This is a genomic window from Pandoraea sputorum (genome assembly GCF_000814845.2).
GTDB lineage: Bacteria > Pseudomonadota > Gammaproteobacteria > Burkholderiales > Burkholderiaceae > Pandoraea > Pandoraea sputorum.
In genome coordinates, this window is sequence record NZ_CP010431.2 from 1,897,708 (window position 1) to 1,922,286 (window position 24,579).

Below are 24,579 nucleotides of genomic sequence, written 5' to 3' on the forward strand. Positions count from 1 at the left end.
CCGATGGTGATCACCGACCAGATTCTTCTCTCCTACGTCGACGGTAGCCTGACCGAGGATGCCGCGTCCAAGGTCGAAGCCGCGATAGCGAGTTCGCCGGACGTGGCGGCGCGTGTGGAGGCGTTGTACGCGTCCGATCTGCCGTTTCAGGCCGCGTACGAGACCTGTTTCACTGCGCCAGTCCCGCCTGAGCTGGTGTCGACGGTGCGCACGCTGGTGCGAGGGCGCACGACGCTGGATGTGCCGTCGCACGTCGCCAGCGCCAACGACGCGCGCTTCGTCCGGGCGGGGCGCGACGGTAGAGAAGGGCGACGCGTGCACGTCCGCAGCCCGGGCACTGTGGCGCGCCGTAGCGCGCTGGATCGCGAGTTCGATGAAGCGACGTCGCCCGACAGCAAGTCGCCGGGCGTCATCTGGTGGCAGATCGGAGGTTTCGCCGCGGGCGCGGCGGCGTTCGCCGTGCTGGTCGCCAGTGCCGGTGCACGCTTTCTGACCGAAGGCCCCGCGCCGACGCCCTTGCCCCAGATGCCCATCTCGCGCGGCATGTCCGTTGCGGGCAATCCGGATATCGACAGTGTGGCGGTGTCGCCGCCGGAGGCCGCCAACGCGTGGCATGGTTCTTACGAGCCCTGGGTGCGCGCATTTGTTTCGTATCAATCGCTCTTTGCCAGAGCGACCCTCGATCCGCTCGACGACGAAGCGGCCGAGGCCATCGCCACGGTGCGCGCCATCCGCCACCGCGACGACATTCCACTGGTGGTGCCCGATCTGCGCCGTGCCGGTATGGAGTTCAAGCGCTTGCAGCGCTTACAGTTCGACGGCCGCGCCGTCGTTCAGATGGCTTATCTGCCCCGCGAAGGGCCGCCCGTGGCGATCTACGTCGTGAAAGACACGCGTCTGGCGCACGGCCCCTCTGCACAGACCATTCCCCCCATGGATACGGTGACGTGGCGCCGCGACGGGCAAATGTTTGCGCTGGTTGCGCCTTCCGGCGCGAGCGATCTGCTGCCGATTGCCCGCGCGCTCGCCAACGACGTCGTGCCGGTGCTCTACGACGGCGGCACCACACCGCCGGGCCTGCAGGCCAACGGAGTCTTGCAGCCGTTCACCGATACGATGGCGGACGCCCCCCTTTCAAAGACTTATGAATCTCGCTGATTTTTCGTCCCCTGCATTTTTCGATAACCCTTATCCGATCTACGAACGTTTGCGCCAGGCGGGCGATCTGGTGCCTATCGGCCCGTCGCTGATGATGACGGGGCGCTACGACCTCATCGAAGCGCTGCTGCACGATCGACGCATGGGCAAGGCGTACATGCCGAGCGTGATCGCGCGCTACGGCCCGCTGGCTGTCGAGCAGCCGGTGTTTCGCGCGATCAGCCGCATGTTCCTGATGGCCAATCCGCCGGAACATACGCGTCTTCGCACGCTGTTGATGCACTCGTTCAACGCGCGGCGCATCGAAGACCTCTCCGGCGATATGCATCGGCAGGCCGCCAGCCTCATCGAAGCGATGCCCGCGAGCGGGCCGGTCGATCTGATGGCGGCTTACTGCACGCCGCTGCCGCTGCGCATCATCTGCCGTTTGCTCGACGTGCCGCTGGCGGACGGGCAGGTGCTCGGGGAGAGTGCCGCCGCGCTGGTAAGGGCGTTCGATCTCGCGCCGCTCGACGAAGCGGGGCTGGCCGACGCCAACAAGGGCGCGGTGACGCTCGAATCGTATTTCGATCGGCTGCTGCGCGCGCGCCGCCGTCAGCCGGGCGACGATCTCCTTTCTGCGCTGATCGTGGCCACGAGCGGGGAGGGCGGTCTGTCGGACGAGGAAATCGTGGCGAACATGCTGCTGCTGTTCGTGGCAGGGCACGAGACGACGTCGAACATGCTGGGCAATGCGCTGATCCATCTGTATCGCGATCCGACGCAATGGCAGCAGCTTCGCAGCGATCCGTCGCTCACGCAGGGGGCTGTTGTCGAGGCGATGCGCTTCGACAGTTCGGTGCAGATGGTCGCACGCACGGCGCTCTCGCCGGTGCGCGTAGGCGATATTGCTGTCGAGACCGGCACGACGGTGTTCATGTTGCTGGGCGCGGCCAACCGCGATCCGGCGAAGTTCGACAACCCCGACCGGTTCGATATCCGGCGCGAGAACCACGGCCGGTTGATCTCGTTCAGTGCGGGCATCCACCACTGTCTCGGCGCACGGCTCGCGACGGCCACGCTGCAAATCGCGCTCGACAAACTGCTCAGCAGCTTCCCGAACCTGACGATTACCGGTCTGGACGATTTGCGCTGGCATCGCCGTCACAGCCTGCGCGGCGTGGCGTCGTTGATGGCGCATTACTGAAGACGGACACCGGACGGGACCGCTCGGCGGTCTCGGTCCGGTCGTCCAAAGCAAAGCGGCCCGTCACTTCATCGGTGACGGGCCGCTTTGTCTGGTGACGCCGGTGGGCGTTACTGGTCGATGTGCGAGGGGGCGTCGGTGTCGTACACGGCGTACAGCTTGGTGTAGCCCTTCGATTCGAATACGCCTGTCCAGCCCTTGGGCAGCGTGACCGCTTCGCCCGGACCGGCTTCCACGACCGTGCCGTCGCTCGACGTGAACTTCGCGCCGCCGCTCAGGAACACCAGCAGTTCGGTGTAGGGATAGCCGGGGGCCGAGCGAATTTCTTCGCGCACAGGGCCGGATTTGAACACGCCGGTCTGGAACGCCTTGTCGGGCGAGGTGAAGGTGGTGACGTCGACGGTGTCGTTGCCGTCTTCGTTTTCATGCACGGCGTCGTCACGGTCGAAGACCGGGCCAGCCAGTTCCTGCTTGCTCACCTTGATGGGGTGGAGCGCCGCGGCGCTTGCGCCGCCGGCGCAAAGCGTGAAATACAGCGCGAACGTCATCAGTGCGACGGCGGCCTTGCGTGCCGTTCCATGGGTCCTGCGTTGCAGCATATCGTTGTCTCTCGTGTCTTTATTGACTGTCGTCTGCCCTGAATGGCGCGTGCGCTGCCGGACGTCAGGCGTCCGCCAGCGGGCCGGGCGAGAGCTTATCAATCGCGAGAGACTTCAGGCAAGGACTGCGTGTGCGAGGCGACGCCTGTGGTGCGCGTACTACGGACCGGGCTTCGTGAGCGTTGCGGGCGTGCACCAAGGCAGTAGCCGCCGCCGTACACGGCGCGCAGCACGAGACCGTGTTCGCCGCGCAGGCCGAGCCGGTTACGCAGCAGATAGACGTGCTGCTCGATGCTGCGCGCCGCCGAGGCTTCGTCGCTGCGCCAGATCAACGAGGCGATGCGTGCGCGGCTCACCCGCATGTCCGGGGCCGAGAAGAGAAGCCACGCCAGCGCGAACTCGCGGGCCGTCAATTCGACTTCGATGCCCCCGACGGTCACCGTGTCGCGGCCACGGTCGAGCTGGTAGGCCCCGAGTTCCAGAAGGTCTTCGCAGCGGGCCGCGTTGGCCGAGGCGCGCCGGTGCAGCGTCATTGCCAGACGGGTCTGCAACTCGGCCACATCCACGGGGAACGGCAGCACGTCGTCGCACCCGGCGCGAAACGACAGGTCGAGCATCCACGCTGGGGTGCCGAAACCGATGACCAGCGCGCCCGCGCTGCGCGTGCTGCGGCGGCGGGCGAGAACGCCCTGAAGGTCGAGAGGACCCAGCGCCGCATCGACGAGTGCCGCCGTGTAGGGAATGCGCGAGGCGGCCACAAGATACTGGGCGGCGTCGTCAAAGCGCTGGCAGTCGCCGTCGGCGCTCAGGCGTTGGCGGATGGCCTCGAAGAGCCCGATGTCTGACGTAAGAACTGCAAACTTCACTTCATGCTCCTGTTGCCGAACTCGAATTCGTTGTTCCATGCATCTGGCGCGCCCGAGAGGAAAATTGTCGGGAATCGCGTTGTCATGCTTAAAACACTTCAGTGCGCCAAAAGAAACTTGAGGAATTTGCATCGACCTGTTGAAGGCTTGCCGCATCGAGACGCAATGCGTAGGGATGCTAGTTGACGTAAGCGGAAAGTCCTGATGCTGACGCCCTACGTTGGGGCAATGGTGCGTCGTTTCGAGGCAAGGTGGCCGACGTCGCCATGCGCCATGGGTACATCAGGCTCAGTTGGGCTCAGTCGGCCAGCAGCTCGACCATGCGCTCCTTCGTGTAGTCGACGAACGCCTGCGCGAGCCGTGAGGGCGGATGCTGCGTGGACGTGACCAGCGAGAAGCCGGACATGACGACCGGCTCGAACGGTTTGACCAGCACCCGACCGGCCGCGTAGCGCGCGGTGACCTGATCGATGATCGCCACCCCGGCGCCATGCTGGACCAGCACGCATATCGCTGCGGACAACTGGGACTCTGCGCTCATCACCCGATCGATCTGCCGTTCGGCAAAGAGCCGGTCGATGTACATCCGGTTATCGAATTCCTTCGGATAGGAAATGAAGGATTCGTCGCGCAGGTCTTCCGGGCGAATCACGTCTCGGTCGGCGAGACGATGGCCCAGCGGCAGGATGCAGCGCATGGGGGCGCGATACAGTGTCTCGACGTTGGCCCCCGCATGCGTGAGCGGGTGCGCGATGAAGCCCACATCGCAACGACGCCCGACCACCATGTCCACCACGATGCTCGACGCGTGAATCAGCAGCGTTGTGCTCACGCCCGGATGTTCGCGCATGAAGCCCGTCAGCGTGGTGGGCAAAAACTCCAGCGCCAGCGCGGGCGCACCTGCGATGTGCAGCGAGCCGCGTCGCAGCGATTTGATCTGCTCGGCGGTCTGCGCGATGCGGTCGATGCCCGCAAACGAGCGCTCCACTTCCTCGAACAACACCATCGCCTCGGGCGTCGGATTCAGTCGGCCGTTGCTCCGGTCGAATAAGGAAAACCCTACGTCGGCTTCCAGATCGTTGATCAACCGCGTGACGGCCGGTTGCGAGATGTGGAGCATGTCCGCCGCGCGAGTGACCGTCTGACGCAGGATCAGCGCGCGAAAGGCTTCCAACTGCCGGATCTTCATCGAAGCTTGTCTCCGCTCCCCCATAACATTTGCGTATGGCGGAGCAAAAAAATGTGATTTGACCGTGCGTGTGTCGAAAATGACCCTACGAAAACCACGCAATAGTTTCATTTTTTTCGTAATGCCGAGCCATAACATCACATAACACTGCATCACGCAAGGAGCTTCCCGATGAAGACTGTCGTCCCCCAAACGCTTCGCAAGCTTGGCCGTGCCGCCGCGATTTCTGTCGGTGCGGGATTGGTTTTTGGTGCTTCCGCCGCGCATGCCGATACGACGCTGTATGTCGGCGCGTACGGTGGTTCGTTCGAACAGATGCTGAAGAAAGACGTCATTCCCGGCTTCGAACGGGCCAACCCGGGCACCAAGGTTGTGATCGTGCCGGGCGACTCGACGACGACGCTCGCGAAGCTTCAGGCGCAAAAGGGCAAGGCTGGCATGGACGTGGTCTTCCTCGACGACGGCCCGATGTATCAGGCCATCCAGATGGGCTTTTGCGGCAAGCTCGCCGACGCGCCGGTCTATCAGGATCTCTATGACATCGCGAAGTTCAAGAGCGGCAACGCCGTGGCGGCCGGTCTGATCGCGACCGGCATCGCTTACAACACGCGTCTGTTCCAGTCGAAGGGATGGCCCGCACCGACGTCGTGGAAGGAACTCTCCGACCCGAAGTACAAGGGCAAGCTCGTGATGCCGAGCATCAAGAACACGTACGGTCTGCACGCGCTACTCGTCGAGTCGAAGCTTAACGGCGGCAGCGACAGCAACATCGATCCGGGCTTCAAGGAGATGGAGAAGATCGCGCCGAACGTGCTGTCGTTCGACCCGTCGCCGGGCAAGATCGCCGAGCTGTTCCAGGCCGACGAAGTCGCGCTGGCCGTATGGGGTAATGGCCGTGTGCAGGCGCTGCGTCAGCAGGGCATTCCGGTCGAATTCGTTTATCCGAAGGACGGCGCGGTGGCGTTAGGCATGGGCATGTGCGCGGTCGACAAGTCGGCTAACGATGCGCTCGCGCAGAAGTTCATCCAGATGATTCTCTCGCCGCAGACGCAGGCCGTGCTGGCTGAAAGCCAGGGCGTGGCACCGTCCAACAAGAAGACCCAGTTGTCGATGGCGGTCGCCGCGCGCGTACCGTCGCCCGCACAGATCGACAAGCTCGTGCGCGTCGACTGGGATGTCGTGAACGCCAAGCGTGCCGAATGGACGCAGCGCTGGAATCGTCAGATCGAGCGCTAAGCGATTAAGTGAATCCGGACGTTGAGCGGCAAGGAGAACACAAGCGACATGAGCACCAGCACCCCTTACTTACGCGTTGAAAATCTCGGCAAGCGCTTTGGCGACACGGTGGCGGTCGAGGGCGTCGATCTCTCGATTGCGCAGGGCGAGTTCATCTCCCTGCTCGGCCCGTCGGGCTGCGGCAAGACCACCACGTTGCAGATGATTGCCGGTTTCGTCGCCCCGACGTCCGGCCGGATTCTGCTCGAAGGCCGCGACCTCACGCCCGTGCCGCCGGAGAAGCGCGGGCTGGGCATCGTCTTCCAGAGCTACGCACTGTTTCCGCACATGACGGTGGCGCAGAACGTGGCGTTCGGTCTGGACATGCGACGGGTGGATGCCGCTGAAAAGCAGCGCCGCGTGAAGGACGCGCTGGAACTGGTGCACCTCGGGGCACATGCGCAACGCTATCCGCGCGAACTCTCGGGCGGACAGCGTCAGCGCGTGGCGCTCGCGCGGGCGATGGTCATTGCACCGCCCGTGCTGCTGCTCGACGAACCGCTCTCGAATCTGGACGCCAAGTTGCGCGAACAGATGCAAGACGAGTTGCGTTCGATTCAGCGCAAGGTCGGCACAACAACGATCATGGTCACGCACGATCAGGCCGAAGCGCTCGCGATCAGCGATCGCGTGGTGTTGCTCAACGCGGGGCGTGTGGTTCGCATCGACACGCCACACGAAGTGTATGAAGACCCACGCGCGACGTTCGCTGCGAACTTCATCGGGCAGACCAATCTCATCACCGGTCAGCTTGATGTGCGCGGTGGCGTGGCGCTGCTGGAAGTGCAGGGACTGCGGCTGGTGGTGTCGCCTGCGCAGGCCGGACTGGCGTCGCCGGAGGCGGCGAATTCAGCGGTCACGTTCTGTCTGCGTCCCGAGCGGATCCGGCTGACGTCGGCGACCGCCGGGCGCGTGCCGGGACGTGTCGCGCAGCGCAGCTTTCATGGCAACCACTGGGTTCTCACCGTCTCGACCGCGCTGGGAGAGTTGCGCGTGCTCGTGTCGAACGACGGCGCGGTTGCGGCCAACGACGGTGACGCCGTCGGTCTCGACTGGGCCGACGATGCGCTGCGTCTCGTGCAGGAGAGCGCATGAACGCCGCAACGTCTACGCCACCGGGTGTGCCGAGCGTGGCGACGGCAAAGCCCACGGCATCGGTATCGCCCGAGGTCGCCGCTCAGCGTCGCTCGGCATGGACGCTGGTCGCGCCTGCGACGCTTTACTTCCTCGTACTGCTGGCTGTGCCGCTCGTGCTGACGTTCGTCCTGAGTCTGCACGGTTTCGACCCGAATTCGGGCGGCATTCTGCCGACGGTGTCGTTGCAGCATTACGTCGACATTCTCACGGACAGCTACTTCTACGAGATCTTCCTGCGCACCTTGCTGCTGTCGGTCGGCGTGACGTTGCTGTGCGTGCTGATCGGCGTGCCTGAGGCCTACTTTCTGTTCCGCATGCGCGATCCGTGGCGCTCGCTGTGTCTGGTGCTCGTGCTCGGTCCGCTGCTGATCTCGGTCGTCGTGCGCACGCTCGGCTGGTCGATTCTGCTCGGCCGGGAAGGGCTGATCAATGCCGTGCTCACGAAGCTCGGCCTCATCGATCATCCGTTGCAGATGCTGTTCACGATGGGCGCAGTGACGGTGGCGCTGGTGCATGTCCTCGTGCCGTTGCTGGTGCTGTCGGTGTGGACGTCGCTCACGCGGCTGGACCCCGCTGTGGCGCATGCGGCCCGCTCGCTCGGTGCAGGTCGCGCGACGGTGATGTGGCGTGTGGTGCTGCCGCAGATCACGCCGGGCATTCTCTCGGGCAGCCTGATCGTGTTCGCGCTCACTGCGAGTGCCTTCGCGACACCGGCGCTCATCGGCGGTCGTCGTCTGAAAGTCGTGGCGACCACGGCGTACGACGAATTCCTCGGCACGCTGAACTGGCCGCTGGGCGCGGCGATTGCGATCGTACTGCTGATCGTCAACGTGCTCATCATCAGCGGATACAACCGCGCCCTTGAGAAGCGCTTCACGCGCCGTCTCGGCTGACGGGAGACCATCACATGAATCAGCTCGATTCTCAGTACGATCGCAATGGCGCGGGCGCGCTGGCGTTCCACGTGCTGTTTCTCGTCTTTATCCTCGCGCCGCTGGTCGTCGTGTGTCTGGTGGCGTTCACGCCGGATAACTTCCTCTCGATTCCGACGAAGCACTTCTCGCTGCGCTGGTTCGAATCGCTCATGAGCGACGAGGACTTTCAGTCGGCGTTGCGCACGAGTCTGTGGCTGGGGGTGATGTCGGCCACGGTGTCGACGGCGCTTGCGGTGCCCACCGCCATGGGGCTGGCGCGATACCGGTTTCCCGGGCGCGATGCAATCAACTCGTTCTTGCTCTCGCCGCTGATGATCCCGCCGGTGGTGCTGGGTATCGCATTCCTGCGTCTGTTCACGTTGCTCGATATGGGCGGCTCGTTCGAGAGTCTGGTCGCGTGCCACGCGTTGCTGATCTTCCCGTACGCGCTGCGCCTGATCATGGCAGCGCTCGTCGGGCAGGCAGACGAAGGTGAGCGTGCTGCGCGCTCGCTGGGCGCAGGGCGCTGGACGACATTCCGTCGCATCACGCTGCCCGCGATTTTGCCAGGCGTGGCGGGTGGCTGGGTGCTGGCGTTCATCAACAGTTTCGACGAACTGACGGCCACGATTTTCGTCACGTCTCCGGAGACGATCACGTTGCCCGTGCGCATCTACATGAATATGAGCGAGACGGTCGATCCGAGCGTCGCCGCGATTTCAACGTTGCTCATCGGCGTGACGCTGGCGGTCATGCTGATCCTCGACCGCATCTACGGATTGAACAAGGTTCTGGTTGGAAATCACTAAAACATGCAAAAGACATACGATATCGCCGTCATCGGCGGTGGCCTCGTCGGCATGGCAATCGCCTACGGGCTTGCCAAGCGCGGACAACGCGTCGTCGTTTGCGATGGCGAAGACAACTCGCTGAGGGCCGCGCGCGGCAATTTCGGGTTGGTCTGGGTACAGGGCAAGGGAGGCACCTGCACCAACTATGCGCGCTGGTCACTGCACTCGGCGAACACCTGGCAGGGGATGGCCGACGAGCTGTTCGCGCGTACCGGCGTGGACGTCGGCTTTCAGCGCCCCGGCGGTTTCAACATCGCGCAGACGGCCGAGGAACTGGCCGTCAAAGTCGAGAGCATGCGCAAGCTCAAGGAAGCCGAGCCCGCGCTGGTCTATGAGGTGCTCGATCACCATGCGCTGGCCGAACGTCTGCCCGCCATCGGCCCCGACGTGTTTGGTGCGATCTATTCACCGAACGACGGGCACGTGAGCCCGCTGTACACACTGCGCGCGCTGTTCGCTGCGTTCGAACAGGCGGGCGGCGAGTACGCGCCGAACCTGCGGGTGACGGACATCCGTCAACTGGGCAGCGGTGCGTTTCGCGTAAGCATGGGCGATACGTCGTTCGAAGCGGGGCGCGTCGTGCTTGCCGCAGGGCTGGGCAATCGCGACCTCGCGCCGATGGTGGGGCTGAGCGCGCCGGTCAAGCCGCTGCGTGGTCAGATCATCGTGACGGAGCGGGTTAAGCCGTTTCTCGACTATCCGACGATCTATGTACGTCAGACCGTCGAAGGCTCGGTCATGCTCGGCGACTCGGCGGAGGACGTCGGCTTCAACGACGGTGTGACGCCGGATGTGCTCGCCGACATCGCGCGACGTGGCATTGCGCCGTTCCCCATTCTCAAAAATGTGCGCGTCGTGCGCGCATGGGGCGCGTTGCGCGTGATGACGGGCGACGGCCTGCCGATCTACGAAGCCTCGGAGTCTTGCCCTGGCGCATTTCTCGCGACTTGCCACAGCGGCGTGACGCTGGCCGCCGCTCACTGTGAAACCATCGCGCCGTGGATTCTCGGCGCTGAACGCCCTGCGCTTCTGGACCATTTCTATGCCAAACGTTTCGCTGCTTAAGTCGCTGGCGCGCAAGGATGGCGCGACGGTGCGGATGTTCATCGACGACATGCCGGTCGATGTGCCGACGGATATGAACGTCGCGGCCGCCTTGCTCTTCTCGGGCGTGACGGCGTGCCGCACGACGCCCGTGACGGGCAGCGAGCGCGCACCGTTCTGCATGATGGGTGTGTGCTTCGATTGTCTCGTGGAGATCGACGGTGTTCCGAACCGGCAGGGCTGCATGACGCCCGTGCGCGAGGGGATGCAAGTGCGTCGCATGGATGGCGCAAGGAGTGTGGCATGAGTTCGATGCGTGTGGATTTACTGGTCGTTGGCGCCGGTCCTGCGGGACTCGCGGCGGCGCTTGAAGCGAAGCGTCATGGCCTGACGCCGCTCGTCGTCGACGAAAACAGCCTGCCCGGTGGGCAGATTTACCGAAGCGTGAGCCGCTCGCCGCTGGCCGATCCAGGCGTACTCGGGCCGGACTATCTGCGCGGGCGCGCACTCGTCGATGCCTTCACCGAAGCAGGCATTGCATATTGGCCGCAAACGCTTGCGTGGCAAATCAGCACCGACAAGCGTGTCTCCGTCACGCGACAGAGCGCGGGCGGCGGAACGTTGCAGATCGAAGCCGGGGCCATTGTGCTGGCAAGCGGTGCGCAGGAGCGCCCGTTCCCGATTCCGGGGTGGACGTTGCCCGGCGTGATGGGCGTGGGGGCGGCGCAGACGTTGCTCAAAGCGTCTGCGCTCGTGCCGGACACGCCGATGGTGCTGGCCGGATGCGGGCCGTTGTTGTATCTGTTCGCGTGGCAATTGATCAACGCCGGTGTGCCGGTGCGCGCAATTCTCGATACCGCCGAGCCGGACGCACGCCGTCAGGCGCTGCGTCACGCGGGCGGAGCGTTGCGTGCACCGTCCTACCTGATGAAGGGCCTCAAGCTGCTGCGTGCGATTCGCGCGGCGGGCGTGCAGCACGTGAAGCATGTGACGTCGCTGCGCGTGCTGGGTGCGACGCAGGCCGAGGCCATCGAATACGTTGTGGACGGCAAGACGCAGCGCATCGATACGGCACTGGTGCTGCTGCATCAGGGCGTGATTCCGAACACGCAGGTCACGCGCTCGATCGGTTGCGAACATGAATGGGATGAAGCGCAACTGTGCTGGCGGCCGAAGACCGACGCATGGGGCGAGACGAGCGTGCCGGGTATTTTCGTGGCGGGCGACGGTGCGGGCATCGGCGGCGCGCTCGCGGCTGAGCCGTCCGGGCGTCTCGCGGCCACGCAGGCCGCCGCTACGCTCGGCAAACTCGACATGGCGAAGCGCGATTCGCGTGCGCTGTCGCTGCGCCGCGAGCTGGCGTCGCACACATCGATTCGGCCGTTCCTCGACGCGCTTTACCGACCGGCGGACGGTTTCCGCGCACCGGCCGATGACAGCACCATCGTGTGCCGTTGCGAGGAGGTGACGGCGGGCGACGTGCGTCGCATGGCGGGACTGGGTTGCGTCGGGCCAAACCAGACCAAGAGCTTCTCGCGCTGCGGCATGGGCCCGTGTCAGGGCCGATTCTGCGGCATGACCGTCGCCGAGTTGCTGGCGCAGGCGCAAGGGTGCGCGGTGCCGGAAGTGGGCTACTACCGCATCCGTCCACCGATCAAGCCGGTGACGCTGGGCGAACTCGCCTCGGCCGTCGACGCCCCTGAATTCCTGAGCGAACGAGCAGGTTTCCCCAAGTAGGCGAGACGGCTCGCGCCGCTCGCCTGCTACTTTTTATTCCGGTTCTTATTCTCTTTTGGAGACGAGGTAATGAGCGACATTCAACGCCATCACACGAATGCACGGATGAGCCGTGTCGTGGTGCATAACGGCACGGTCTACATCGGCGGCCAGACCGCCGATGACCGCAGCCAGGACATCACCGGCCAGACGCAGCAGGTGCTGGCCAAGATCGATGGCTATCTGAAGGACGCCGGTATCGACAAATCGCGCCTGCTGTCGGCGCAGGTGTGGCTCAAGGACATCGAGTCGGATTTCGCCGGTATGAACGCTGTGTGGGACGCCTGGACAAGCCCCGGCAACACGCCGACGCGCGCGACAGTGGAGTCGCGTCTGGCTGCGCCGGACCTGCTCGTCGAAATCGCCGTGATCGCGGCAGCGAATTAATCTGGATCCTTTGCTTCGCAGGGCGGGCGGCGGTCTCATGGACTCATGGACTCACGGACGACGACGATCCGTGCCGCCGCCGTCCTAGGCCATCCTGTCGTTTGCGGACGCCGGAATCTGCGTACCTTTTTGATGGGTTATGTGGCCAACTTTGGGAGAAATATGATTTACGGGCGGGCGCACAGTGCAGGAGACTCCTCGCACCGTTGATTCGCGTCTGTCGGGCGTTGTCGGTCGAAGCCGGTAATGCCGCAGCAATCCTTGCATGAGTCGTCCCATTAGTCTGATCGTATTGATGGTGTGGTTGGCGCTGAGCGTCGTCGGCGCGGCCCTTATCGTCGTGCGCGCCTACGCCGAGGCGCACCCGTCGGCGATGGCCGATTCGCATAATGCGTTGCTACGCGCGTTATCGGACTTGCCGTGGCTGCCGATCGGCCTTGGGAACGCGGTCGTCGTGCTGGCCGTTCTGGCGATGTTGGGCGTGCGACGCCTTCGTCACGCATACGAGCGCGAACTCACGCGCGCGCGACTGGACCGGTTCACTGACCTCGATACGTTCGGCGAGATGGCGGCCGGTCTTGCGCACGAACTCAACCAGCCTTTGATGGCGATCGTCTCGAATGTGCGCTTCGCCGAGCGACTGCTCGACGTGCCGGAGGAGCGCAACAACGTGCGCGTGGCACTGCAAACCAGTGCCGCGCAGGCCAAGCGCGCCGCTCGGATCATCGAGCGGCTGCGCACAACCGTTGGATCGCATGGCGCAGACGCGCCTCAGGCGTTTGATCCCGGCGCGACCGTACTCGGGCTATTCGCGCTGTTTCGGGGCGAACCGGATCGTGCGCCGATTCGGTTCGAATGGCACGACGAGGCGCCGGGCGCTCGCCCGATGGCCGATCAGGCGGCCATCGAGCAGATTCTTCATAACCTGATTCAGAACGCATGCGATTCGGTCACCGGTCTCGACTGCCCGCATATCCAGGTGTTCGGTGAACGACACGGGCGCCGCTATCGATTTCGTGTCGTCGACAATGGCCCGGGCATCGACGGCATCATCATGTCGAAAGTCTTCGATCCCTTCTTCACCACGCGATTGCAAGGGCTAGGTCTCGGCCTGCCACTGTGCCAGACGCTCACGCACCGTCAGAACGGCAAGCTCACGCTTGCCAATCTGCCCTCGGGCGGTGCCGAAGCGGCGCTATGGTTGCCGCTGGCGTAGGGGCGCATGAGCATCGTAGCGGCTGTCTCGTGACCCCGGTCGTAGCCATCGTCGATGACGACATCGCGGTGCGCGATGGCATTGCTTTGCTGCTGCGTACGGTACGCGTTCCTAGCCGGCAGTTCGGCGATGCCGCGACCTTGTTCGACGCTATTGCGGTCTTCGCGGACATTGGCTGCGTGCTGCTGGACATGCGCATGCCGGACATGAACGGGCTCGACGCGCTGGAGCGCTTGCGACATCAGGCCGATCTGCCAGTCATCGTGCTGACCGGTCACGGCAGCATCGACGCGTGCCGTCAGGCCTTCAAACGGGGCGCGGCGGACTTCCTGCAAAAGCCGGTCGACGAGGACAAGCTGATCGCCGCCGTTCAGCATGCGCTGCGCTCGCACGTTGTGTTGCGCGACGTGGAGAAGGCACGGCAACAGCGCATGGCGGGGTTGGCATCGCTGAGCGGGCGAGAGCGCGAAGTACTCGACTGGGTCGTCAGGGGGGCCAGCAGCAAGGAGATTGCGCGCGTGCTGGGGATATCCCCGCGCACCGTCGAGACACATCGCGCGACGTTGTTGGGCAAGCTCGATGTGAATTCGCTCGTCGAGCTGGTGCGCGACTTTTCGCCGCTGCTCGGTGAGTCGTCTCCGTAGCGCTACGCAGAGACGCTCCGTAGCCAGACGGATACCTCGGGCGTGGTGGACTTTCTACGATAGCGGTTCACATCGCTACGTATGAGGAAGTCCATGAAGACCTATCACCTCGCCATTCCGCCATTGATGGCGCTGACGTTCGCCGGTGTCGCAAGCGCGGACACCGCACCCGCGGCATTGGCCAGCGACGCCGGCTACTATGGTGCCGCCCGCCTCATCGGCGCCTTCGACAACGTCAACAACATGGAACTGACGAGCCCGCGTGTGAGCGGCATGATCCGAGGTCCGAAGTCCGGGGCCCACGTCACGGGGTCGGTGGCACTTGGTCATCAATTCGGCAACGGCTGGCGCGTGGAAGGCGAATATGTGTTTCGACGTGGCAACGAGTTCGATAGCTACTGGGCGCCGTTCAACGCAAATGCAAATCGCTTCAATGTTGCGTCGCAACGTCTGATGCTCAACGGGTATCGCGATTTCGATCTAGGGCATGGATTCTCCGTGTACGGTACGCTCGGTCTCGGTGTTGCGATCGTCACGGCAGACGGCTGGCAAGGCAACGCGTCGCGCCGCTTCGCTTCGCGTACGCAGACGAATCTGGCGTACTCGGGCGGTGTCGGCGTGAGCTACGCCATCGACAAGCGTTTCACGCTCGACATCGGCTATCGCTACGTCGATATGGGCAATGTCGAGAGCGGCTTCAACACGTTCGAGAATCGTATCGGTGCGCGTGATGAACAACTGAAAGCCCGACTGGCGTCGAACGAAGTGTTCGTCGGGGTGCGCGGTCGCTTCTGAGCGTGTGTCCGTCGGAAACGATGATCAAGCAGGGATCAACGCATTGGTGAATTTGCTGCGTCTGTGGGTTGATCCCCGCTCGCGCCTGCAAGCGCAGCAGGGCAGGCATAATGCGCGAGTCGGCAGGTTGCCTACAGTAAGTCAAAGCCCCCTTTCGTATTGGCTCATCGCAATTCCCTCTTCACCCGCGCTTGACGTTGGCGACATGACGGACCCATCCACCGACCCGATCACGCGATCCCACGCCCAGAAGGGGCGGGACTTCTCTCGTCGCGTGTTGGGGCTGCGCAGTCTGGGATGCGTGCTGAGCGCCATCGCCGTGTTCACGGCCATCCGGCATGCGGGGGCTTCGCATTTCGGTTACGGGATATGGGCGCTCAATGCGTTTCTCTGGCCAGCGTTCGCCCACGCCATCGCCATGTCGTCGGCCGATCCGGTGTCGGCCGAGCGTCGAAATCTGCTATGTGACTCGGCCTTCGGCGGCGGCTGGGTGGTGGCGATGCAATGCAGTGGCGTGCCGTCGGCCGTGCTGGTGTCGGTGCTGTTGATGCACAACGCTTCCGCAGGCGGATACCGGCTGCTACGCGACGGCATTCTGGCCATGCTGGTCGGCGGCATTCTGACGGGGACGGTGCTGGGTTTTACGATCCGAACGGACATCCCTTTCTCGGAACTGGTCGCGAGCCTGCCGTTGTTACTGATCTATCCCACACTGGTCGGACTCACGAGCTATCGCCTGGCGAAGCGGCTCTCGAAGAGCGAGCGGACGCTGCGCCGGATCAGCGATCAGGACGACCTGACGTCGCTACTGAACCGACGCTCATGGATGCGCGCGCTCACGAATTGCTTCGCCGAGAAGCGGCTAGGGCGCACGGGGACCGCGAGCATCGCACTGATCGATATCGACGGGTTCAAGGAAATCAACGACTTGCACGGCCATCTCCAGGGCGACTCGCTGATCAGGATTCTCTCCGACGTGCTGTCCACCGAACTCGGCAGTCATGACGTCAGCGGCCGCTACGGCGGCGACGAGTTCTGCGTGTTGTTCGACGGGCAATCCGCCGAGAAGGCACGTCGGAAGCTGGAAAAGGTGTGTACAGTGTTCTCGGAGGCCACCGAGGGGCTGGATTCCGCGCGTGCCGTGACATTGAGCGCTGGCGTGGCGAACTACACCGTGAACCTGGTGTCGCCGACCGCGTGGCTAGCGATGGCCGACCACGCGTTATACACAGCCAAGCGCTCGGGGAAGGACCGGATCGTGATTGCCGATATCGACGTTGGCTTCAGCGGAGTCGTGCTGCACTGAGCCGCTCAGGCGCTTAGTGGCTCGGTGGCGTCGTCAGTCACGCAGGCTCTTCGGTCGTGCCGCTGATCCACGGCGTGAGGGCCTGGCGGGCGTCCTGCATCATGAAGTTCACGAGCGTCGTGGAAACCCCAAGCGACTGGGCGATCTCGCGCTGCGTGCAATCCTGGAAGTAATACATCTCGAACACCGTGCGCGTGCGCTCGGGCAGCGTCTTGAGCCGGTCAAGCATGCCGCCGATCATCTGGCGCGCCGTGACCTGCGCCTCCGGCGAGGCGGCACGATCGGGCATGTCGATGGCTTCGTCTTCCACGGTAAACACCCGATTCTCGATTTGCTGACGGCGGTATCCGTCCAGTGCCAGATTGCGCACGACTTGCATCACGTAGCTGGCGGGATGCCGAACCGGGCAGGCGCTGCGCGCATCGCATAGCTTGATGTAGGCGTCCTGCACGACGTCTTCGGCACGGCAGGGGCATCCGAGAATGCGCATCGCCAGTCCCACCAGCGCCCGTCGGTGCGTTACGAAAATCTGGCCGACGAGACCGTCCTCCGAATCTGTGCCCATTGGCGTCCAGCCGGGGCACCCGGCGTAACTCAACTGCTCGCTCATGCTTTTGCCTCCAGATCGGCATCGAACGCACAGCTGTGTGGCAAAGCAGCGCACTGTCGCTTTGGAACCACACTGCGGCACTCCTTGAGGAGCACGAACGCAGTCGGATGACAAAACGACGGACGAACGCCGCCGGGAACGGCGCACGGGGCGCGTTCCGACACAACGGTGCAGGGAGAAAAGACAGGACTGCAGAACTTCTATGGCATCGCCCTGACAGGCAGCGGGGCTACCACTTTCTACAGGGGGTGCGGTAAATTTGATGTAAACGATAGTGAAAATGAGAATGGTTTGCAATTGATATTTTGATATGCAAGATGTCGACCGATTGGGGAGCGTGTCATTTCGTTATGCCAATGAGCTTAGCTTTGCAATTCATCAGGATTACCGATGCTTCGAGCGCCCCGGCGCGCCTGGCGTCGCGGCTGTCTGCGGACGAGCATTTCCGGCTCGGTGCGCTGCATAAAGAGGAGGATCGGGCGCGCTTCGGGGTGGTCCGGGCCACATTGCGCGACGTGCTTGGCCGCGAGTTGGGTGTGCCGCCGGATCGGGTGGCGTTCGAGGTCGATGCGCAGGGCCGTCCGCGTCTGGCTGGGGGCGGGCCGCCGGACTTCAACGTCAGCCATTCCGGGCATTGGGGGCTGCTGGCCTATTCGCCCGATGTGCGCGTCGGTGTAGATATCGAACGACTGAACGCCCTCGCCGAGCCGCGCTCGTCGTGGGACGTCTGCCTTCATGCCGAAGAGCAGCGTGCGCTGCTGATGCTGAGTTTCATGCTGTCGGGGCACGGACCGCGCGCAGACCAGATATTCCATTGGGTCTGGAGCCTCAAGGAGGCGATCTTCAAGGCGCTCGGCACCGGGTTACAGGACAGTCTCACGGCGCTGAGCGTAGATGTGGACGCCGTCGCGCGCGCGGTGACGGCGGTCGAGGGCAAGTTCGACGCGGCGATCCCGTCGGCCACCGCCGGGTACCCGATTCCCTGGCGAGCGGACGACCCGGCGCTGGCCGAGGCGTTGCGGGGGCTGGAACTGCGTCTGTTGCCCGCGCCCCCGGGCTATTCGGCGGCGCTGGCCTGGCTGCCGCAGGGGTAAATTGCGCCGGCGCTGGACCGTCTTTCAGCCAGAGGAGGGCGCACACCGTGCCCTTGGCAGCCTTAGCCCCCGGCAGGCTGGACGCTTAAGGAGTGATCGATGAGTTTCGACGACGAGAATGGCGTGTTCCGTGTGGTCATCAACGACGAAGAGCAATACGCCATCTGGCCGGACTACCGGCCCGTGCCTGCTGGCTGGCGCGAAGTCGGGGTGACCGGTGACAAGGCAACGTGTCTTGCCCACATCGAGTCGGTCTGGACGGACATGCGCCCGCGCAGCCTGCGCGAGCATCTGGCCGCGCAGGGTGACGGACGCAATGGCGTTTGAGGCCTGTCGTCTGCTGTGCCTCCCCTGCGCAGGGGGAGTGCTACGGTGTATGCGCGCTGGGCGCAGGCCGCGCCGTCATGGATGGCGGTGCGCCCGCTCGAACTGCCGGGGCGCGGCACGCGCCATCATGAGCCGTTGCAACACGACCCGCACCTGCTGGCGGACCAACTGACCGAGGAGTGTCTGGCGCAGCATGTGAGGCCCGGCACACGCTTCGCCTTGTTCGGTCACAGCCTTGGCGGCCTGCTGGCGTTCGAGATCGCGCATCGCCTGCACGCGCGAGGGTGTTCGCCTGCGGCGCTGGTCGTTGCTGCGAGTCGTCCGCCCGCCACACGCGACGACAGTCGCTATGCCGCATTGCGCGACGATGCCGAGGTACTGGCCGAGATGCGCGCGCTCGGCGGCACGCCGGAAGCCCTGCTTGCCGAGCCTGAGCTGATGGCGATGGTGCTGCCGTTCATCAAAGCGGATTTTCAGATGTGCGGGCATTACCGGCGCGCGTCGCCGCAGGCGCGTGCGCCGTTATCCATGCCGATTCATGCGCTGGCCGGACGTCGCGACGCGTTCGCGCCGGACGTCCTTGACGACTGGCGTTGCGAGACGACCGGCAGCTATACGCGCACCGACTTCGACGGCGACCATTTCTTCGTCCGTGACGATCCCGCCCATCTGCTGGCGGTTATCGCCAACGGCCTGGCCTCGGCGATGCATGCGCCACACCCGGCGAACGCGCTGGCGGCAGCGCGATGAGCGAGCGTGCCCACACGCTGGCGCAGCCATTCCCGGGGGCTGCCAAGTTCGACCTCGCGGCGAGCCTTCCTGCCCCGGTGCGGGCCGAGCTGGGGCCGCTGTGTGCCGGGCTGGCCTTCGGCGCGCGCGTGCCCGACGACCTTCGCCCCGGCGATTCGGTCATCGGTCTGGCTGATCTCGATCGCCATATGCCCGCCATGTTCGATGGCGTTCGTCGCCTCGTGCCCGGGGTCGAGCCGCGCGCGCTCATGTCGCAGTGGAGCAAGTTCTACTTCCGGGCCGTTGCCCCGGCGGCGCTGGCGATCATCGTCGTGCATGGCCGTACGCTGACGCTCGACTCGGAGGCTTGTGGCATCGTGCTGCGCGGCGGGTTGCCCGTGCAAGTTCGCTTTCCCGAGTCCAGTTGGATGCCGCAGGGTGAGGGTGATGTGGAGGGCGATGCCGTCGCCGACCCGGCGCCAGTGCGTTTTGCGTCGCTGCTTCAGGGGCACCTGCCTGCCGCAATGATGGCGATGCAGCGCGCGGCGGGCGTTTCGCCCCGTGTACTCTGGAGCAACGCTGGCAATTTGCTGGAGTTCATCGTCGGTGAGATGCGCAAGGTGCCATCGCTGAGCGCGCGTGCCGCCAGCGACTACGCGTGGCTGTTCGATGGCGACGCCGGTTTCGGTCAGACGTCCGACAATCCGCTCTATCGCACCGTGCGTTACGTCACACCGCCTTCAACCGCCATGCCCACGCCGATGCGCGCGCGTCGTGTGTGTTGCCTGCGCTATCAGTTGGCGGGGAAGGGCACGCGATGTGACGACGCGTTGCTGTGCGGATCGTGTCCACTAATCCTGACCATGACGCCTGCGCAGCTTCAGCGGCAGTTGGCGATGCAGGCGGGTGGCGCACCGCAATAGCCGCACGTATCCTGCTCAACTTTAGAAAACGGCACCGCAGCCCAATACGCAGCGGTGCCGTTTTTGCGTCGATGGTGCCTGTTTATCCCGCCAGTGCGGCGACGCGCGATGCCTGGGCTGTCTGGGCGGGGGCATCGGCCTGCAACGGCGCGCGCGAGAGCAGCGACGTTGCGATTTCGGACGAGCGCGTGGCCAGAATCGAGAGCAGCGTGTCGGACAGCCCGTGCGTCGGCTCGCAATAGCCTTGCAGATAGATGCCGGGCCGGAAGGTTTCGCGGGTACGCAGACGGTAGTCGCGCTCGCCCTCGAGGCCGTCGAGCCACGGTGCGAGGTCCGACAACAGGGCTTCGTGTGTGCGGCGCTCGTAACCGGTCGCCAGCACCACAACGTCGTACTGCTGCGTCACTGGCCGTCCGGCGAGCCGCTCGTGCATGTGCAGCGTGATGCGCTCCCCGTCGGCGCTCGCCTCCTGAATCTCGTGGCACGACAGCAAGGCGTGGTGGCCGTGTCCGCCCACGCGCTGCTGATACAGCACGTCGTAAATGCGCGCGATCAGATCGTCGTCGACCACGGCATAGTTCGTATTGCGAAACTCATCGAGAATCCGTTCGCGTTGTTCCACCGGTTGCGCATAGATGAAGTCGGTGAATTGCGGATCGAAGATTTCGTTGACGAACGGACTGCTGTCTGCGGGTTTAAGGGCGCGCCCGCGCATGATGAGATCGACCTGCGCCTGCGGCCATTGCTCCGCGAGGTCGAGGAAGATTTCCGCCGCACTCTGACCGCCGCCGACGACGGCGACCCGACGCGGTGCCGTTTCGCTGAGCGACGCCACGCGGGCCAGATATTGTGACGAATGGAACAAGCGCGCATGGGATGTGCGATGCAGCGGGGCAAACACCGGCGGCACATGGGGCGTGCCGCCTGCGCCGAGAATCACGTTGCGCGTGCGACGCGACTGCGTCTCGCCTAGCCCGTTGCGCGAATGCACCTGCAACGCCACGACTTCATCGCGTTCCAGCACCGGCTCGATGCCTGTCACCGTTTCGCCATAGGCGCATTGCCCGTGAAAGTGCGACGCGGCCCAGCGCAGATAGTCGTTGTACTCGCGCCGGGTCGGATAGTGGCTTTGCAAGTTGATGAACGCGGATAACCGCGCTTTCTCATGCAGATAGTTGATGAAGGTGAAGCGACTGCGCGGATTGCGCAGCGTCGCGAGATCCTTCAGATAGGCGATCTGCATGCGGCTGTTCGAGAGCAGCATGTTGCCGTGCCAGGTGAACTCGGGCTGCTTCTCCAGGAACAGGAAGCGGGCGGGGCCGAGGCGCTGCCCGCAGTGTTCTTCGAGGGCGATGGCGAGGGCGAGATTGGACGGGCCGAAGCCAACGCCGATCAGGTCGTGTGTCACGGAATGCGGGGGTGTGTTGGTCGTCGTGGACGGTTCGGTACTTGCGTGCATGAGGGCCTCGGCAAGGTCATCCGGTGAAATCACCCGGACCCGGGATCGGGGGGAATGCGATACAACGCATCCGTTTCCCAGAAGACGATGAGCTTTTCTATAAATTTACCCCGGCGAAATTCGGGTAAATGCGACGGGCAAATTTTCGGTGTCCTGAATCGTCTTTGAGCAAAGGAGCCATAAGCGTGGGCGGCGTGTGCGGCTGTGCGGCCCATCAGCTTCCGGGTTCCTTTCTGTTCCTTCATCGAGATCCGTGGTGCGGCGCCGGTGCGCGCGCGACGACGGATCGCCCGCGGAGAGCGTCGTGTTCCTGTTTTTGTTCCTGTTGCGTGCCTCACGCTGGCTGCTTGCGGCCGCTGTAGTTGCCTCGCTCGCCTGCGGCGTGGCGAACGTCATGCTGATCGCATCGATCAATCGTGCGCTCGGTGCGCCAATCGCGGAGTTGGGCGCGCTGGCGTGGCGCTTCGCTGCGCTGGCCGTGCTGTCCATGCTCGCGCAGATGTGCGCCGGTGCGCTCTTCACGCGGTTGGGGCAGCGCACGCTGGCCGAACTGCGTCGGCACGTGTCGCGCATCATCGTCAATGCGCCGCTGCGCGTGGTCGAATCGACGGGCGGCGCGCGCGTGCAGTCGGTGCTGGCCGACGATGCCAACCACGTTGCCAACTTTTTCATCGGCCTGCCGACGCTCGTCATGAACGGCGCGATTGTGATGGGCTGCTTCCTGTACCTCGCGATCCTGTCATGGCCGATCTTCCTGATGGCCTGCGTGGCGATCGGTCTGGGCGCGTTGGGTTATCACATCAGCCATACCAAAGTGATTCGGTATCTGCGTACGGCAGGACAGCGTCAGGACGAGTTGTTCGGGCACTTCCAGACGCTGGCATCCGGTGCCAAGGAACTGAAACTCAACCGCCGTCGTGCCGACGCCTTTCTCGCCCGCGTGCTCGGCTCCGCTATCGAAGCGGTGCGCGAGAATCGCTCGCGCGGCCTGACGCTCTTCATCTTCTCGGTCAGTTGGGTGCGCTTCCTGTTCTTCGCGCTCATCGGGCTGGTGCTGTTTGTGCTCGTCGGTGCTACGTCGAGCAATGCGCATGTGGCGACGGGCTACGCCATCGTCTTCCTGTACATGGTCACGCCGCTTGAAGCCATGCTCAACAACATTCCGTTGCTGACGATGGCGCGTGTCGCGAGCGAGCGCATCCAGAAGGTGACGGAGTCGATGCGCACCGAGGATGTCACGTCGTCGGAGACGTCGACGACTGGCGCGCCGCTGGTGCGTCTGCATGGCATCACGCACAGCTATTACCACGAGCAGCAGGACGAAATCTTCCGCATGGGGCCGATCGATCTGACGTTCCGTCCGGGCGAGATCACCTTCCTGATCGGGGGGAACGGTAGCGGTAAAACGTCGCTCGCGAAGCTGCTCACCGGGCTTTATGTGCCGGAGAGCGGCGAAATCGTTTGGAACGGCCAGTCGGTCGACGTCAAAAATCGCGACCGCTACCGTCAGTTGTTCTCGGCGATCTTCTTCGACTTCCACCTGTTCGAAACGCTACTGGGCGCGGACGACGCGCAAACCGATCCCGCGCGGATCGACGCGTTCGCCGCGCGTTGGTTGGCACGCCTGCACCTTCAACACAAAGTCAGCGTGACGAATGGTGCATTCTCGACGCGCGATCTCTCGCAAGGGCAGCGCAAGCGTCTCGCCCTCGTGGCGGCGTGCGTGGAGGATCGACCGTTCCTCGTGTTCGACGAATGGGCGGCCGATCAGGACCCGGTATTCAAGGAAGTGTTTTACCGGGAGATCCTGCCCGAGCTGAAGGCGCAGGGAAAAACCGTGCTGGTGATCTCGCACGACGACCGCTACTTCTCGCTGGCCGACCGGCTGGTGAAGATGGAAAACGGTCAGTTGATCTCGGACGGCGAGCCGACATCTGTCGCATCGACGTCTGCAAATCCGGCGACGACGACGGCAAATGTAGAAAAACCGCAATCGTCCGCGTAAACCCCTTAAATTGCGGTCACGAGGATCGTCAATGAAATTGCGGCGCGTGTGGCGCCGCGGTTTCGTTGAGGATCCAACCATGCTCGATACGATGCTCGATGTGCGCGCCCTGCGCACCAATGGCGACCTCCCGATGGTGGTCGAACCGCGCGATGCCGGTGTGCCGATCGAGGCCGCTGCCAGTGCCCTTCATGCGCTGGTGGACGAATATCTCCCGACTCATGGCGGCGTTCTGTTCCGTGGTTTCAAGGTCGATGGCGATGCGGCGTTCCGCGAGTTCGCCGCGTCATTCGGTCATTCGCTGCTGACCTATGAGTTCGGCTCGACGCCGCGCAGCAAAGTCGCGCAAGGCGTCTATACATCCACCGAATATCCGCCGCACCAGCACATTCCTTTGCATAACGAACAGTCGTACACGCGGGACTGGCCGATGAAGATCTGGTTCTACAGCGTGCTCACGGCGCAGGAAGGCGGCGAGACGCCGATTGCCGACAGCCGCCGTATCTACGCCCGTCTGCCGCAAGACCTGCGCGAGCGCTTCGCGAGCAAGGGGCTGATGTACGTGCGCAACTTCGGTAACGGTTTCGACGTGCCCTGGATGCAGGTCTTCAACACTGAAGACCGTGCCGAAGTCGAAGCGTATTGCCGCGCGCACCGCATTGCCTGCGAGTGGAAAGACGACGGCGAGCTGCGCACGCGCCAGCTGTGTCAGGCCGTTGCGCAACATCCCGTGACGGGCGACTGGGTCTGGTTCAATCAGGCGCACCTGTTCCACATCTCCAACCTCGAACCCGACGTGCGCGAGACGTTGCTCGACGTCGTCGGCGAGGAGGACCTGCCGCGCAACGTGTACTACGGCGACGGCAGTCCCATCGAGGAAGACGCGCTAGCCGCCATTCGTCACGTTCTGGAAGCGGAGAAGATCAGTTTCCCGTGGCAGAACGGCGACGTGCTGATGCTCGACAACATGCTCGCGGCACACGCGCGCTCGCCGTTCAAGGGGCCGCGCAAGGTCGTCGTGGCGATGGCGCAGGCGCACGGGGCCGACCGCTGACGGTCTTCCCGGTCTTCGAAACATCTTCTCTTCGT

24 protein-coding genes and 1 pseudogene are annotated in these 24,579 nt (G+C 64.0%); 20 read left to right on the plus strand and 5 right to left on the minus strand.

Annotation, left to right across the window (positions count from 1 at the left end; all coding sequences use genetic code 11):
* The first annotated feature begins 3 nt into the window (after positions 1 to 3).
* Both NA29_RS08450 and NA29_RS08455 read left to right on the plus strand, forming a co-directional pair.
* Positions 4 to 1,158, plus strand: coding sequence for an anti-sigma factor family protein (locus NA29_RS08450; RefSeq protein WP_052252651.1), 1,155 nt, complete (start codon positions 4 to 6; stop codon positions 1,156 to 1,158).
* Entirely contained in the window at positions 1,145 to 2,344 is a 1,200-nt protein-coding gene (locus NA29_RS08455; RefSeq protein WP_039397477.1) for a cytochrome P450, read from the plus strand. Before NA29_RS08450 ends, NA29_RS08455 begins: the two co-directional genes overlap by 14 nt.
* A 110-nt stretch (positions 2,345 to 2,454) precedes the next feature.
* On the opposite strand, the gene NA29_RS08460 is transcribed toward NA29_RS08455, so the two are convergent.
* The 3 genes from NA29_RS08460 to NA29_RS08470 all read right to left on the minus strand — a co-directional run bounded on the left by NA29_RS08460 (position 2,455) and on the right by NA29_RS08470 (position 4,998).
* Positions 2,455 to 2,943, minus strand: coding sequence for a cupin domain-containing protein (locus NA29_RS08460; protein WP_052252653.1), 489 nt, complete (start codon positions 2,941 to 2,943; stop codon positions 2,455 to 2,457).
* A 98-nt stretch (positions 2,944 to 3,041) separates the two neighbouring features.
* Positions 3,042 to 3,809 (minus strand): response regulator transcription factor, encoded by a 768-nt coding sequence (locus NA29_RS08465; RefSeq protein WP_052252654.1) that lies wholly within the window; start codon positions 3,807 to 3,809, stop codon positions 3,042 to 3,044.
* A gap of 298 nt (positions 3,810 to 4,107) precedes the next feature.
* A complete protein-coding gene (locus NA29_RS08470) occupies positions 4,108 to 4,998 on the minus strand; it encodes a LysR substrate-binding domain-containing protein (RefSeq protein ID WP_224786815.1) in 891 nt (296 codons plus the stop codon).
* A gap of 171 nt (positions 4,999 to 5,169) precedes the next feature.
* On the opposite strand from NA29_RS08470, the gene NA29_RS08475 reads away from it, so the two are divergent.
* From NA29_RS08475 to NA29_RS08530, 12 genes are all read left to right on the plus strand, one after another.
* Positions 5,170 to 6,234 carry an ABC transporter substrate-binding protein gene (locus NA29_RS08475; RefSeq protein ID WP_052252656.1) on the plus strand — a complete coding sequence of 355 codons (1,065 nt, stop codon included), beginning with the start codon at positions 5,170 to 5,172 and terminating at the stop codon, positions 6,232 to 6,234.
* Between the two features lie 48 nt (positions 6,235 to 6,282).
* A complete protein-coding gene (locus NA29_RS08480; RefSeq protein ID WP_039397481.1) occupies positions 6,283 to 7,368 on the plus strand; it encodes an ABC transporter ATP-binding protein in 1,086 nt (361 codons plus the stop codon).
* Positions 7,365 to 8,303 carry an ABC transporter permease gene (locus NA29_RS08485; protein WP_052252659.1) on the plus strand — a complete coding sequence of 313 codons (939 nt, stop codon included), beginning with the start codon at positions 7,365 to 7,367 and terminating at the stop codon, positions 8,301 to 8,303. The genes NA29_RS08480 and NA29_RS08485 overlap by 4 nt, the downstream gene beginning before the upstream one ends.
* A gap of 14 nt (positions 8,304 to 8,317) precedes the next feature.
* Positions 8,318 to 9,133: an ABC transporter permease gene (locus NA29_RS08490; protein WP_039397483.1), complete on the plus strand. Its 816-nt coding sequence runs from the start codon at positions 8,318 to 8,320 to the stop codon at positions 9,131 to 9,133.
* A gap of 3 nt (positions 9,134 to 9,136) precedes the next feature.
* Positions 9,137 to 10,240, plus strand: a complete 1,104-nt coding sequence (locus tag NA29_RS08495; RefSeq protein WP_039397485.1) for an NAD(P)/FAD-dependent oxidoreductase — start codon at positions 9,137 to 9,139, stop codon at positions 10,238 to 10,240.
* Positions 10,218 to 10,526: a (2Fe-2S)-binding protein gene (locus NA29_RS08500; RefSeq protein WP_052252662.1), complete on the plus strand. Its 309-nt coding sequence runs from the start codon at positions 10,218 to 10,220 to the stop codon at positions 10,524 to 10,526. The genes NA29_RS08495 and NA29_RS08500 overlap by 23 nt, the downstream gene beginning before the upstream one ends.
* Positions 10,523 to 11,956: an FAD/NAD(P)-dependent oxidoreductase gene (locus NA29_RS08505; RefSeq protein WP_039397486.1), complete on the plus strand. Its 1,434-nt coding sequence runs from the start codon at positions 10,523 to 10,525 to the stop codon at positions 11,954 to 11,956. Before NA29_RS08500 ends, NA29_RS08505 begins: the two co-directional genes overlap by 4 nt.
* Positions 11,957 to 12,025: 69 nt before the next feature.
* The gene (locus NA29_RS08510; RefSeq protein WP_039397487.1) at positions 12,026 to 12,382 is read left to right on the plus strand and encodes a RidA family protein; all 357 of its coding nucleotides are present in this window, start codon (positions 12,026 to 12,028) and stop codon (positions 12,380 to 12,382) included.
* 265 nt (positions 12,383 to 12,647) lie between these two features.
* On the plus strand, positions 12,648 to 13,598 hold the full coding sequence (locus NA29_RS08515) for a sensor histidine kinase (RefSeq protein ID WP_052252664.1): 951 nt from the start codon (positions 12,648 to 12,650) through the stop codon (positions 13,596 to 13,598).
* Complete coding sequence (locus NA29_RS08520; RefSeq protein ID WP_052252666.1) at positions 13,580 to 14,242, plus strand: response regulator transcription factor; 663 nt, start codon at positions 13,580 to 13,582, stop codon at positions 14,240 to 14,242. The genes NA29_RS08515 and NA29_RS08520 overlap by 19 nt, the downstream gene beginning before the upstream one ends.
* 93 nt (positions 14,243 to 14,335) lie before the next feature.
* Positions 14,336 to 15,037 carry an outer membrane protein gene (locus NA29_RS08525; RefSeq protein WP_039397488.1) on the plus strand — a complete coding sequence of 234 codons (702 nt, stop codon included), beginning with the start codon at positions 14,336 to 14,338 and terminating at the stop codon, positions 15,035 to 15,037.
* Between the two features lie 205 nt (positions 15,038 to 15,242).
* The gene (locus NA29_RS08530) at positions 15,243 to 16,343 is read left to right on the plus strand and encodes a diguanylate cyclase (RefSeq protein ID WP_052252668.1); all 1,101 of its coding nucleotides are present in this window, start codon (positions 15,243 to 15,245) and stop codon (positions 16,341 to 16,343) included.
* A gap of 37 nt (positions 16,344 to 16,380) precedes the next feature.
* Here NA29_RS08530 and panA read toward each other — a convergent pair whose 3' ends face one another.
* Positions 16,381 to 16,953: a pandorabactin biosynthesis sigma factor PanA gene (gene panA, locus NA29_RS08535; RefSeq protein WP_197701873.1), complete on the minus strand. Its 573-nt coding sequence runs from the start codon at positions 16,951 to 16,953 to the stop codon at positions 16,381 to 16,383.
* A gap of 356 nt (positions 16,954 to 17,309) precedes the next feature.
* Between panA and NA29_RS08540 the strand changes: the two genes are divergently transcribed.
* The 4 genes and pseudogenes from NA29_RS08540 to panE all read left to right on the plus strand — a co-directional run bounded on the left by NA29_RS08540 (position 17,310) and on the right by panE (position 20,026).
* Positions 17,310 to 18,047: a 4'-phosphopantetheinyl transferase family protein gene (locus tag NA29_RS08540; RefSeq protein WP_157744768.1), complete on the plus strand. Its 738-nt coding sequence runs from the start codon at positions 17,310 to 17,312 to the stop codon at positions 18,045 to 18,047.
* A 99-nt stretch (positions 18,048 to 18,146) separates the two neighbouring features.
* Entirely contained in the window at positions 18,147 to 18,374 is a 228-nt protein-coding gene (gene panC / locus NA29_RS08545; RefSeq protein ID WP_039397491.1) for a pandorabactin biosynthesis protein PanC, read from the plus strand.
* Positions 18,364 to 19,124: pseudogene (gene panD, locus NA29_RS08550) on the plus strand (pandorabactin biosynthesis thioesterase PanD). The gene panC and the pseudogene panD overlap by 11 nt, the downstream one beginning before the upstream one ends.
* A complete protein-coding gene (panE, locus tag NA29_RS08555; protein ID WP_052252674.1) occupies positions 19,121 to 20,026 on the plus strand; it encodes a siderophore-iron reductase PanE in 906 nt (301 codons plus the stop codon). The pseudogene panD and the gene panE overlap by 4 nt, the downstream one beginning before the upstream one ends.
* Positions 20,027 to 20,108: 82 nt before the next feature.
* Here panE and panF read toward each other — a convergent pair whose 3' ends face one another.
* On the minus strand, positions 20,109 to 21,485 hold the full coding sequence (gene panF, locus NA29_RS08560) for a pandorabactin biosynthesis N-hydroxylase PanF (RefSeq protein ID WP_052253220.1): 1,377 nt from the start codon (positions 21,483 to 21,485) through the stop codon (positions 20,109 to 20,111).
* A 304-nt stretch (positions 21,486 to 21,789) separates the two neighbouring features.
* Here panF and panG point away from each other — a divergent pair, with 304 nt between their 5' ends.
* Both panG and panH read left to right on the plus strand, forming a co-directional pair.
* Positions 21,790 to 23,490 carry a pandorabactin export ABC transporter PanG gene (gene panG / locus NA29_RS08565; RefSeq protein WP_052253221.1) on the plus strand — a complete coding sequence of 567 codons (1,701 nt, stop codon included), beginning with the start codon at positions 21,790 to 21,792 and terminating at the stop codon, positions 23,488 to 23,490.
* 79 nt (positions 23,491 to 23,569) lie between these two features.
* The gene (gene panH, locus NA29_RS08570) at positions 23,570 to 24,544 is read left to right on the plus strand and encodes a pandorabactin biosynthesis dioxygenase PanH (RefSeq protein WP_052253222.1); all 975 of its coding nucleotides are present in this window, start codon (positions 23,570 to 23,572) and stop codon (positions 24,542 to 24,544) included.
* Positions 24,545 to 24,579: the final 35 nt, after the last annotated feature.

Bases quoted from the DNA above. Each gene is read 5' to 3' on its own strand.
- NA29_RS08530 (WP_052252668.1), top strand. From the start codon at position 15,243: ATGACGGACCCATCCACCGACCCGATCACGCGATCCCACGCCCAGAAG.
- NA29_RS08540 (WP_157744768.1), top strand. From the start codon at position 17,310: ATGAGCTTAGCTTTGCAATTCATCAGGATTACCGATGCTTCGAGCGCC.
- NA29_RS08490 (WP_039397483.1), top strand. From the start codon at position 8,318: ATGAATCAGCTCGATTCTCAGTACGATCGCAATGGCGCGGGCGCGCTG.
- NA29_RS08485 (WP_052252659.1), top strand. From the start codon at position 7,365: ATGAACGCCGCAACGTCTACGCCACCGGGTGTGCCGAGCGTGGCGACG.
- NA29_RS08480 (WP_039397481.1), top strand. From the start codon at position 6,283: ATGAGCACCAGCACCCCTTACTTACGCGTTGAAAATCTCGGCAAGCGC.
- NA29_RS08495 (WP_039397485.1), top strand. From the start codon at position 9,137: ATGCAAAAGACATACGATATCGCCGTCATCGGCGGTGGCCTCGTCGGC.
- panF (WP_052253220.1), bottom strand. From the start codon at position 21,485: ATGCACGCAAGTACCGAACCGTCCACGACGACCAACACACCCCCGCAT.
- NA29_RS08450 (WP_052252651.1), top strand. From the start codon at position 4: ATGGTGATCACCGACCAGATTCTTCTCTCCTACGTCGACGGTAGCCTG.
- panH (WP_052253222.1), top strand. From the start codon at position 23,570: ATGCTCGATACGATGCTCGATGTGCGCGCCCTGCGCACCAATGGCGAC.
- NA29_RS08475 (WP_052252656.1), top strand. From the start codon at position 5,170: ATGAAGACTGTCGTCCCCCAAACGCTTCGCAAGCTTGGCCGTGCCGCC.
- NA29_RS08525 (WP_039397488.1), top strand. From the start codon at position 14,336: ATGAAGACCTATCACCTCGCCATTCCGCCATTGATGGCGCTGACGTTC.
- NA29_RS08460 (WP_052252653.1), bottom strand. From the start codon at position 2,943: ATGCTGCAACGCAGGACCCATGGAACGGCACGCAAGGCCGCCGTCGCA.
- NA29_RS08505 (WP_039397486.1), top strand. From the start codon at position 10,523: ATGAGTTCGATGCGTGTGGATTTACTGGTCGTTGGCGCCGGTCCTGCG.
- NA29_RS08510 (WP_039397487.1), top strand. From the start codon at position 12,026: ATGAGCGACATTCAACGCCATCACACGAATGCACGGATGAGCCGTGTC.
- panC (WP_039397491.1), top strand. From the start codon at position 18,147: ATGAGTTTCGACGACGAGAATGGCGTGTTCCGTGTGGTCATCAACGAC.
- NA29_RS08455 (WP_039397477.1), top strand. From the start codon at position 1,145: ATGAATCTCGCTGATTTTTCGTCCCCTGCATTTTTCGATAACCCTTAT.
- NA29_RS08470 (WP_224786815.1), bottom strand. From the start codon at position 4,998: ATGAAGATCCGGCAGTTGGAAGCCTTTCGCGCGCTGATCCTGCGTCAG.
- NA29_RS08500 (WP_052252662.1), top strand. From the start codon at position 10,218: ATGCCAAACGTTTCGCTGCTTAAGTCGCTGGCGCGCAAGGATGGCGCG.
- panE (WP_052252674.1), top strand. From the start codon at position 19,121: ATGAGCGAGCGTGCCCACACGCTGGCGCAGCCATTCCCGGGGGCTGCC.
- NA29_RS08520 (WP_052252666.1), top strand. From the start codon at position 13,580: ATGGTTGCCGCTGGCGTAGGGGCGCATGAGCATCGTAGCGGCTGTCTC.
- panA (WP_197701873.1), bottom strand. From the start codon at position 16,953: ATGAGCGAGCAGTTGAGTTACGCCGGGTGCCCCGGCTGGACGCCAATG.
- NA29_RS08515 (WP_052252664.1), top strand. From the start codon at position 12,648: ATGAGTCGTCCCATTAGTCTGATCGTATTGATGGTGTGGTTGGCGCTG.